9 protein-coding genes are annotated in these 9,675 nt (G+C 44.7%); 6 read left to right on the forward strand and 3 right to left on the reverse strand.

The window, feature by feature from the left end; genetic code table 11:
• Positions 1-131: 131 nt before the first annotated feature.
• On the reverse strand, positions 132-476 hold the full coding sequence (locus GXO74_01385; protein ID NOZ60312.1) for a hypothetical protein: 345 nt from the start codon (positions 474-476) through the stop codon (positions 132-134).
• Between the two features lie 198 nt (positions 477-674).
• Between GXO74_01385 and GXO74_01390 the strand changes: the two genes are divergently transcribed.
• From GXO74_01390 to GXO74_01400, 3 genes are read left to right on the forward strand one after another with little or no spacing between them, the layout of a single operon-like run.
• The gene (locus GXO74_01390) at positions 675-1,199 is read left to right on the forward strand and encodes a sigma-70 family RNA polymerase sigma factor (protein NOZ60313.1); all 525 of its coding nucleotides are present in this window, start codon (positions 675-677) and stop codon (positions 1,197-1,199) included.
• 3 nt (positions 1,200-1,202) lie between these two features.
• On the forward strand, positions 1,203-1,769 hold the full coding sequence (locus GXO74_01395; protein NOZ60314.1) for a hypothetical protein: 567 nt from the start codon (positions 1,203-1,205) through the stop codon (positions 1,767-1,769).
• Entirely contained in the window at positions 1,766-2,311 is a 546-nt protein-coding gene (locus GXO74_01400) for a DUF4252 domain-containing protein (protein NOZ60315.1), read from the forward strand. The genes GXO74_01395 and GXO74_01400 overlap by 4 nt, the downstream gene beginning before the upstream one ends.
• 163 nt (positions 2,312-2,474) lie before the next feature.
• Here GXO74_01400 and GXO74_01405 read toward each other — a convergent pair whose 3' ends face one another.
• Positions 2,475-4,763 (reverse strand): carbohydrate binding family 9 domain-containing protein, encoded by a 2,289-nt coding sequence (locus tag GXO74_01405; GenBank protein ID NOZ60316.1) that lies wholly within the window; start codon positions 4,761-4,763, stop codon positions 2,475-2,477.
• A gap of 254 nt (positions 4,764-5,017) precedes the next feature.
• Between GXO74_01405 and GXO74_01410 the strand changes: the two genes are divergently transcribed.
• Complete coding sequence (locus GXO74_01410; protein NOZ60317.1) at positions 5,018-7,015, forward strand: oligopeptide transporter, OPT family; 1,998 nt, start codon at positions 5,018-5,020, stop codon at positions 7,013-7,015.
• A gap of 292 nt (positions 7,016-7,307) precedes the next feature.
• Here the strand turns inward: GXO74_01410 and GXO74_01415 are convergent, their stop codons facing one another.
• The gene (locus tag GXO74_01415; protein ID NOZ60318.1) at positions 7,308-7,709 is read right to left on the reverse strand and encodes an FxsA family protein; all 402 of its coding nucleotides are present in this window, start codon (positions 7,707-7,709) and stop codon (positions 7,308-7,310) included.
• A 90-nt stretch (positions 7,710-7,799) separates the two neighbouring features.
• On the opposite strand from GXO74_01415, the gene GXO74_01420 reads away from it, so the two are divergent.
• Both GXO74_01420 and GXO74_01425 read left to right on the forward strand, forming a co-directional pair.
• Positions 7,800-8,417, forward strand: coding sequence for a hypothetical protein (locus GXO74_01420; protein ID NOZ60319.1), 618 nt, complete (start codon positions 7,800-7,802; stop codon positions 8,415-8,417).
• A 23-nt stretch (positions 8,418-8,440) separates the two neighbouring features.
• The coding region (locus GXO74_01425; protein NOZ60320.1) for a divergent polysaccharide deacetylase family protein at positions 8,441-9,675 on the forward strand (1,235 nt) is incomplete at its 3' end.

Consider the following 9,675-nt stretch of genomic DNA (forward strand, 5'->3'; position numbering starts at 1 on the left):
CGAGAGTGGCGAAAATTTATTAGAACAAGCATTTGATCGCCTCACCGAGAAACAGTTGAAAGCGCTGAAGCTCAAAACAAAACTTTCATCGACAGGCATGAATGGGCTGAACTCGATGAAAAATCAGACGCCTATTCCCCGTCTTTAATTCTGCCAACGCCGTACCCTGATTCTTTTTGCAAAAATTGAATCATCAAATCTTTGATACTGCGGACTGCGTCGTTTGTTTCAATCAAGCGTTGATTGATTTCGCCAAACCTTTGATTCATATCATTTTTGAGTTCTTGAAATCTGTTATCGATTTCAGCAAATCGATGATTGATATCACCAAATCGATGGCTAATGTCATCGAAGCGGTTATTAACATCATCAAATCGGTTATTTAGATCATTAATACGAGCATTGTTAAAAAAGAAACCAACAACAAGCACCAACATCACTGGCAAGACAATTGTAAGAACTTGTGCCCATTCCATAAATTGCTCCTTGCATCAAGTGTAACTTTTGACGACTTAAAATTACAATAAATTTTGTCAAATGTCAAGCGAAAATGCGAATTTTGCTGAAATTTGTTTTGAAATTATTGTGCGCAACAAATACGTCAATTGTTTGCAGAAAAATATTACAAAATCTGTTGTAACTTTTTGCATTTGAGTTTCGTTTTATATATAACGATGAAAAGAATAAAATTTGAAAAATATGTTTCTCAGTACAAAGATCTCGTTTATACCCAGGCGTATTATTTTACGGGAAATTCGGCTGACGCTCAGGATATTGCACAGGAAGCGCTGGTGAAACTGTGGCGTCATTTTGGAAATTTGTCGAAGAAAAGCGTCAAGAGTTGGCTTACGAAAGTGACGCGGAATCTTTGTATTGATTACAGCCGGAAGCGGCGAGAGATGGTGATGGATCAGATTTCCCAACATGCGGAAGGCGAACATTTTCAGTCGCAGAATCCCGCAGAGCCGTCGCGGCCTGATGACGAGTTGGAGCTTGCTGACTTGCAGAGTCATTTAAAATCAGCGATTGGCAAATTGCCGGAAAAAATTCGCGAGACCATCATTTTGCGGGAAATCCAGGGATTTTCGTACGAGGAAATCGCTGATGCGCTGAATATTCCGCTCAATTCGGTGAAAGTCTATTTGCACCGTGGAAGGAAGTTATTAGCAAAATTTTTGAAACCAATTTACGAGGATTAGAGGATGGATTGTCAGACGTGCACAAATTTAATTGATGAATATTTTGACCGGCGGCTATCGCGCAAGACGCGCAAAAAAATCGAGCGTCATCTGGCGATTTGTTCGGAGTGTCGTTCCGATTATCGGAACTATGAGAAATTATTTGAAGATTTGAAAAACCTTGGCCCAGCATCCTGCCCGCAGGAAGTGATTCAGTCGGTCAACGAAATCATTGGCTTTGACAAAGAAGAAAAGACGTCAACGAAATTTTTCGCCGGGCTGTGGCTTCGAGTTTCAATTTTACATCGTCCGCTTCGCTTCGCAGGAGCCTTTATCGTTTTCATCGTCGTCGGTGCGCTTCTTTTTTCTCAATGGCACAAACCCGAGCCTAATTTACGCGAACAATATTCGCAGGCAGAGATTGAACAGGCGGCGAATCAGGTAAAATTGGCGCTGGCGTACGTCAACGCCGCGACGAGTCATGCCGGTGAAATTCTGCAAAAACAAGTATTCCCTGAAGACGTCATCAAGCCGATGAAGTCTTCTTTGCAACAAGCTTTACAACCACTTTTGGATGGAGGAAAATCATGAAGTGTAAAAATGTTTTATTATTCTTGGCAGTGCTATGGATTTCCACAGCATGGGCTCAGGAAAATTACGAAAAAATGCCCGGCTACGTGGATTTGAAAGGAATCGAAGAGTTCAAAAATGCTGACGAGACCGTGGAAGTATTCATTACCAAACGGCTGTTAAAACTGGTAGCGTCGTTTTCCACAGGACAGGATTCTTCGCTTGCTAATTTAATCAAAAATTTAGCATTAATCCGAGTAGAAAAATTTAACATCCCGGCTAAAAAGATCGAGAAAGTGAAAAAGCTGATCGAAAAAACATCGAAAAAACTCAAATCGCAAAACTGGGAGAGCACGTTAAAAGCAAGAAAAAAAGATAAAGTAACAGAAATTTTCCTCAAAGAGGAAAAAGGGAAAGTGGCGGGCTTATTGATCATGTCCGTAGATAATAGTGGAAAAGCAGTGTTCGTAAACATTGTCGGAAACATCGACCTGGATCAGCTTGGGAAATTGAGCCAAAAATTTAATATTCCGAAATTGGATAGTTTGTCCGGCAAAAAATAGGTTTCTTGTTGGCTGGGGAGACACAAAGCTACGAGGATATAAGAAGGTTTCACACAAAGCCGCCAAGCCACGGAGACAAAAAAATTCTTTGTGGCTGCGAGTCTTCGTGTGAGGCCAAATCTCTTAAAGCGCCCGATTCCCTGGGCTGGATTTTTTAGCAGATTTACTTTCGCCAAAAATAAACAACCTTCGCCATCAACGTTCGATTGGTTAATTCATCGTTGTCAGTGCCCACTAATTGTTCCTGATTGTACACAATGTAGAAATCGCTCCCGGGCCGAAAAATATAGCGGAACAGAATGTTCACATTCCATTTGACGCGATCGTCGAAGCGAAGACGGTCGCTGTTGTACTGGATGTAAGCTTTGAGATAGGCTTCGGTGGAAAAGGCGTAAATTAACCGATTGGATACTGTGAATGTGTGGAACGTGGCGTTGGGCAATTCGACTTGATTGAAATTGTAATCCGAATTGACTGTGAATTTGGGAATCCCGGTCCAGTTGATGCCGCCGTTCAAAGAGTAGCGCGTACCACCGTAGTATTGCGATATCGTCGAACTTACCGATACATTCAGCGGCTTCGCTTCGTTGGAGCGGAAAGTTGCCCAAAAAGCGTAGCCTTGGTAAATGCCCTCTTTGATTTCAATATTTTCGCGCACTTCCCAATCATAAGAGAGATATTCGTATTCGCGCGCCAGGCGCATCATAAAACGGGCGCTGTTCTCGAAGAAAACCCGGTAATTCAGGCTCAAATTTCTTTCCAATAAATAATTTTGCTGGTCGGTGAGATAACTGCCGCTAACAGAATAGGAAAATTTTCTCACAGATTGAAATCGTTTGCTGCGCGGGGAATAGAATAGATTGGCGAATGTCTTGCGAATGTCAGTTCGCCGTACAAATCCCATTTCCGGATTAAAATTTTCCTGAATATCCAGATAGTTCATGCTGGCGCCGTAAAGATCTGTGCGCCAATTGAAATCAGCATTTGCCATTTTATTTTTTTGGTTGGTTTCGTCTGAGGTGTTGCTGCCCGCGAGAAGCGTGGTGAGGCTTATCGTCGGCGAAAATCCCATTCGCGAATCAATGGCAAAAGCCTGGTTGTTACGGGAATTATTTTTTTCGATTTTTGAAGTGAGTAAAACTCCCACTGATGAACGCGTGAACAAATCCCGTTTTACCCGCAGAACGCCGAAATTCGTCGACGGCACGGTCACCTGCTCATCGTCAGAAGTGTATTTTTTTGTGCGCGTCTGCATGTTCAAAACGCCAATCGTGGTGCGGCCTATTTTGCCGGTGATTTTTGCGCCGCCCCAGAGGGGAATCTGACGGCCGTCGCTGATGCCAATCCGCCGACTGTAAAAAACTTGCGGAGTTCCGCCACCGCCGTGACCGCGAAAGAAGCGACTTCCGCCGCTGGTGTTGAAAATTTCTGCCCCTTCGAGGAAGAAGTCTCTTTTTTCCGGGAAGTAAAGGGAAAATCGTGTCAGATTGACCCGCTCCTGATCCGCTTCTACCTGGGCAAAGTCAGTGTTGAAAGTCAAATCTGCGACCAGATTGGACGTGATGTTCACTTTGGCGTCCACACCCATGTCCGCGTCTTTGACAAAATTAAAATCTGTTTCCTGATCATTTTGCAGCCCGCCGATAAGAAAAGGCTGAAATTCCAGATTCCCGCCCTGGCGCAGTCCCTGAAAAGGTCCCAGATGCCCGGCATAAGTCAGTTTGAAAATGGACCACGTGCCCACTTCGCGCGGGATGTGATTCCAGTCTAATTTTTCATTTTTGCGTCGGATCATTCTGCCGAAATTGGCGCCGAAATAGATTTCCTGGCCTTCAACGAAGCGCAGCGTTTTCCAGGGGATTGCCACTTCGGCAAACCAACCTTCGTTGCTAATTTTTGCTTTGCATTCCCAGATGCCGTCCCATTCGGGATTGTAATTTCTGCCCTCGTCGTCTAATTTTGCGTCCCGCTTTGTGCCGTAGGGATTGAAAATGAAGTAAAATCCGCTTCTCTTGTCATGATAGGTGTCGAGCAAAATTTCAAAATAATCATCGTTGTCCATTCGTTTGTCGCGGCGGAGTTCGGTGCGGATTATTTTGTCCGGTTCCGAGTCAAAACATTTGATTCCGAAATAAAGATAATCGCCGTTGTACAGAGCGGCAATCTCTGTTCTTTCGCTGGGGGGATCGCCGTCGCCGGGCTCCTGCTGCTGAAATTCATCGGAAAATTTAGCTTGTTGCCAAAAATTTTCATCCAAACGTCCGTCAATGTGAATCTTTCCGGAAATCTTCTTCACCGGAAGCAACTTCTGACTGCTTAATTCTTTCTCGGATACATTAGCACTCCCTGCAATTGAAAAATTTACATTCAACAGCAGGGCAGTGATGCCGATCAAAATCACTCGAAATGGCACCGTAACATTTTGTTTTTTAAATAATAATTTGAAGCGCATAATTTGTCCGAATTTTTGATGTGATGGTTGATTTCAAAAACAATAGCTTGGGAAAAAGTTTCCGAATATAGGAAAAGAAAGCCAAAGAATCAATTAAAATATTTAACACTCGAAGGACGAAAAAATTGTGTTTTCAATTTAAATGAATATTGAAAAAAATTTAACGCTTGCGTAATGGCGGAAAATTTTTTATATTGAACATTTGGATTCCGAAATCAAAACTAATCCTGACTTGGAGTTAACTTGGAGGAAATATGGAAAAAACATCAAACGGCTTGCCTGAGAATGCGTATCGTCCGCTAAAACCGGGAGAAAAGTACGAGCCGTTCATGCCGGCCTCTTTTACCGGGCCTGAGGTAACTTGGCGTTCTGTGAGCTGGGGACTTTTGTTGGCGGCAATTTTTACGGCTTCTGCCGCGTATCTGGGTTTGAAAATCGGACAGGTCTTCGAAGCGGCAATTCCCATTGCGATTATCGCTGTCGGTCTCACTGGCATGTATTCGCGAAAGAACACAATTCTGGAGAACGTGATCATTCAATCTATCGGCGCGGCGTCCGGTATGATTGTTGCCGGAGCGATTTTTACTATTCCGGCGCTTTACATCATTCCCGGCTTGGCGACGAATTTCTGGCAGATTTTTCTGGCGTCGCTGTTCGGCGGCTTCATTGGCATTGTGTTCATCATTCCGCTGCGTCGTTACTTCGTCGCAGATCAGCACGGACTGCTGCCTTTCCCCGAGGCGACTGCAATCAACGAAGTGCTGGTCTCTGGGGAAAAAGGCGGATCACAGGCGAAAACACTGGTGTTCGCTGCCATCATTGGCGGCATTTACGATTTTCTCATTGCGTCTTTTGGTGCGTGGGCGGAGGTCATTTCTACGCGCGTGGTTCCCATTGGCGCCAAAATCGCCGATAAAGCAAAATTAATCTTCAAAGTCAATGCCGGCGCCGCAGTCATGGGCTTGGGTTATATTGTCGGATTGCGCTACGCTGCGATCATCGCTGCCGGAAGTTTTGTGTCCTGGCTGGTGTTGATCCCGGCGGTCTGGTATTTCGGCGTTCATCTGAATTTGCATGTTTTGCCCGGGAATGTTCCGGTGAGTTCCATGACGGTTGAGCAAATTTTTTCAAGCTACATTCGCCATATCGGAATTGGCGGTATCGCCGCAGCCGGGATTATTGGTATCATTAAAAATATCAAAATTATCGTTTCAGCCTTCTCCATGGGTTTCAAACAAATTTTTAGCGGAGCGAAAGGAAAGACCGCAGAAGTGCGCACGGACAAAGACATTCCCATGTCCATGGTGATCCTCGTCATCGCTCTCACGTCGATCGCGATTTTGCTTTTCGTTCGCGCTACTGTGGTTGATACCTGGTACATCGCCATTATCGCGCTTTTGTTGACAGTCATCATTAGTTTTCTGTTCACAACTGTCGCTGCCCGCGCCATCGCTATCGTTGGCGTCAATCCGGTTTCAGGAATGACATTAATGACGCTGATTTTGAGCAGCATTATTCTGGTGGAAGTCGGATTGCACGGACCCGCGGGAATGGTATCGGCGTTAATTATCGGCACAATTGTTTGTACGGCTTTGTCATCGGCGGGCTCTTTTATCACTGATTTGAAAGTAGGCTATTGGCTCGGGTCGACGCCGTTCAATCAGGAGAGGTTCAAATTTTTGGGCATTCTGGTGTCCGCGCTGTTCGTCGGCGGAGTGATTTTGTTGCTGCAAAATGTGTACGGATTTGTGAAAACGCCGGCGCATCCCAATCCGCTGGCGGCTCCGCAGGGAAATGCCATGGCGGCGATTCTGAACGTAGTATTTGCCACTTCATCGGTTCCCTGGGGATTGTATCTCGCTGGCGTTTTCATGGCGCTGACCATGGAAATGATCGGCGTGGCGCCATTGGCATTTGCGCTGGGTATGTATCTGCCTATGGAGTTGAACACGCCCATTTTGATCGGCGGAATTGTTGCTTACTTAGTTGAAAAAAGCACGAAGGATGAAGCGCTCGGCAAAGCTCGCAAAGATAAAGGCACGCTTATCGCTTCCGGATTTATTGCCGGCGGCGCGCTCATGGGCGTTATCAGTGCAATTCTGGCGTACTTTTTCGAGGATAAACTGAATGTCGGGATCGCCGAATTGCAAATTAACGGCTATCATATCGGCATGGTTATCAGTATTTTGATGTTTACTTTTCTGTGTATTTTTATGTTCAAATATGCTAAATCAGCGAAAGTTGAGGATTAAAAATCACAAGGGGCAGGGTTGATGCCTGCCCCTGATTTTTGTTTTGGTAGAAGTTGATTAAAATTTCTAAATGGTGGAAAATGGGATTTAACTGTCAGCTTTTTGTCCGGTGGCAATTTTCGATTGATAAAATCCTGACGGATTAGATCCATACTTAATAAGGCCTATTTTTACTATTTCAAATCGCTATAATCTGACAAAGCATCATCTTCTTAGTTTAGCGTAACTTTCCCAAAAAAATTTATTTTTATTTCTTGCTAAATAGCAATAATTATTTTATATTTAAAAGAATTCAGTCATCAATGGTATATTTGGCGTCGATTTCCTCGGGATGAAGTTTTTGGCGGAATTTTCTTTTGATGAGGTCGCGAATCGGAGCACGTGTGATCGGAAGCAGCAGGATAAAACCCAGCGTGTCTGTGATGAGTCCTGGGGTGAGTAGAAGGATGCCGCCAGCCAGAATCATCGCTCCTTCTAAAAGAGAATCGGTAGGCAACTTGCCTTGGCTAATTGACTCCTGAATTTTTCGGATGACGGCAAAGCCTTCCTGTTGCGCCAGAAAAGCGCCGAGGATTCCGGTGGAAATCACAATCAGCAACGTGGAAAAAAGTCCGATTTGTTTGCCAATTTGAATCAGCAGCGCCAATTCAAGCAACGGAACGATGGTGAATAAAAGCATGAGTCGAATGAACATGATCAATTTCTCGCTTTTTGTTAATCAATAAGTTACAAAATTCTATACTGAAAAAATCGATAATAGTTTCTTTTGCAAAGAAAGTTTCACATGTCCACAGGAATAAAAAATTTTTTAAATTTTAAAATAATCATGGCTTTGCTTCTGCTTACAGCAGCTTGCAAAAATCCATTTGCCACGCGGAAAGCAGAACCGCCGTCCACGGATCAAAGCTCGTGGCGCGTGCCCACAGATCCGGCCGTGGTATTGGACAATATGCGCAACGCGATTTTGGAAAAAAATGTCAACAATTACATGCGTTGCCTGGCAGATTCCAATCAATTGTTTCATTTCGTGCCTGACGAATACGAGGCGTCAAAGAATGTCGGCGTTTTTGATTCCTGGCGATTGGAACAGGAGCAAACTTACGTCAACAAATTGCTGACATCGATTCCTGATGATTCTGTGCGAACTCTTCATTTTTCGCTGGATTATGACCGGATCGATTTTGCGGATTCAATTTTGATCCGTACGGATTACGAACTCAATTTACATCATGTGTTATCAAACAGTTACCCCCGTTTGGCAAAAGGGAAATGCGATTTTCTGTTCATTCGCCGACAGGGCTACTGGGTCATCAGCCGCTGGGAAGATCATCAGACGCAAAACGATTCCACGGCGACGAGAATTCCATCGTGGAGTACGATAAAGGCAAGTTTTTTGAATTAACGAGATGAGGAAAGATTTCAAATATGAACAAGCGAAAAAAGAGGCCTTCCACAAATTATCGCAAGACGACACGGAAAAAAGCGTCGACCAATGTACGGCGTCGGCGTAGCCCGAAAAAAAATCAATTTTTTGATACGCTGGCTCGCTACATTCGATTGCTGCTGCTCATTGGTTTGAGCGTGCTGTTGATTTATTTTCTTTTCAAACCAGGGAATAAATCTTCCACATCGGGAGAGAATGCGGCTGATTCTTCTGTGACTGAAAGCATCGAGGCGCCCGATGAGCCGCTTCCCGCGGAAGAGTCCATCAATCCGGACGAATTGCCAACAAAGGAGAAGCTTGATTTTTATTTGAATAAAATTTACACTAATTTTAACATCAAACCCGCGTGGGTGAAAAAGCGGGGCACATCAGTCCGTGTTCGGCTACCGGCAGACCTGCCTGCCATTGAAGTGATCGTGGAAATCATCCAGATTATCAACGAAATGGATCTGGATTACTTCACCCGGGAGAATCTGGCAAACAACACTTCGCAGCTCCTCATCGCCGACAAAAGCGATACATTGCTGGCGCTGACTTTTGTTCCCAGCGCTAATTTGAAACGCAAATTGAACCGTATCGCGATTATTATCGATGATTTTGGCTATTATCAGAACGCGGTCAGTAATTCTTTTCTGGCGCTGAATTTTCCAATCACCCTGTCAATTATTCCCGGACAGCGACATTCCCGGCAAATAAAACAGAAAGCGCAAGCCGCAGAAAAAGAAGTGATGATACACTTACCCATGGAGCCGCTCGTCGGCGAAGTGGAACATAACGGCTTTACAATTATGACAGAGATGAGCGATGAAGAGATCACTCGGCGAATTCGGCGGGCAGTGGAGGAAATTCCCGAGGCCGTCGCCGTGAATAATCACATGGGCTCCAAAGCCACTGCTGACGCGCGCGTGATGGATGTCGTGTGCCGGGAATTGAAAAAATACAATCTGATGTTTGTGGACAGCCGAACAACGAGCAAGACTGTCGCAGAAAGATCTGCCCAACGGTACAATTTGCCATTTTTGCGGCGCATGGTGTTTCTGGAAGCAAAGGATCAGCGCGACGAAGATTACATCACAAGACAATTCAGGAAGTCCGTGGCGATCGCGAAAAAGAAGGGTTACGTCGTGGTGATAGGCCATCCCTATCCGGAGACGCTGCATGTTTTACAGCAGCAATTGCCTGAATTGGAAAATCAGGGTGTGGAACTGGTGCCTAT

This window comes from Calditrichota bacterium (assembly GCA_013152715.1).
Lineage (GTDB): Bacteria > Zhuqueibacterota > Zhuqueibacteria > Thermofontimicrobiales > Thermofontimicrobiaceae > 4484-87.

What these genes read in the sequence shown, in the direction of transcription:
- GXO74_01400 (NOZ60315.1), top strand. Translation starts at nt 1,766, where the DNA reads ATGAAGTGTAAAAATGTTTTATTATTCTTGGCAGTGCTATGGATTTCC.
- GXO74_01415 (NOZ60318.1), bottom strand. Translation starts at nt 7,709, where the DNA reads ATGTTCATTCGACTCATGCTTTTATTCACCATCGTTCCGTTGCTTGAA.
- GXO74_01385 (NOZ60312.1), bottom strand. Translation starts at nt 476, where the DNA reads ATGGAATGGGCACAAGTTCTTACAATTGTCTTGCCAGTGATGTTGGTG.
- GXO74_01390 (NOZ60313.1), top strand. Translation starts at nt 675, where the DNA reads ATGAAAAGAATAAAATTTGAAAAATATGTTTCTCAGTACAAAGATCTC.
- GXO74_01420 (NOZ60319.1), top strand. Translation starts at nt 7,800, where the DNA reads ATGTCCACAGGAATAAAAAATTTTTTAAATTTTAAAATAATCATGGCT.
- GXO74_01405 (NOZ60316.1), bottom strand. Translation starts at nt 4,763, where the DNA reads ATGCGCTTCAAATTATTATTTAAAAAACAAAATGTTACGGTGCCATTT.
- GXO74_01395 (NOZ60314.1), top strand. Translation starts at nt 1,203, where the DNA reads ATGGATTGTCAGACGTGCACAAATTTAATTGATGAATATTTTGACCGG.
- GXO74_01410 (NOZ60317.1), top strand. Translation starts at nt 5,018, where the DNA reads ATGGAAAAAACATCAAACGGCTTGCCTGAGAATGCGTATCGTCCGCTA.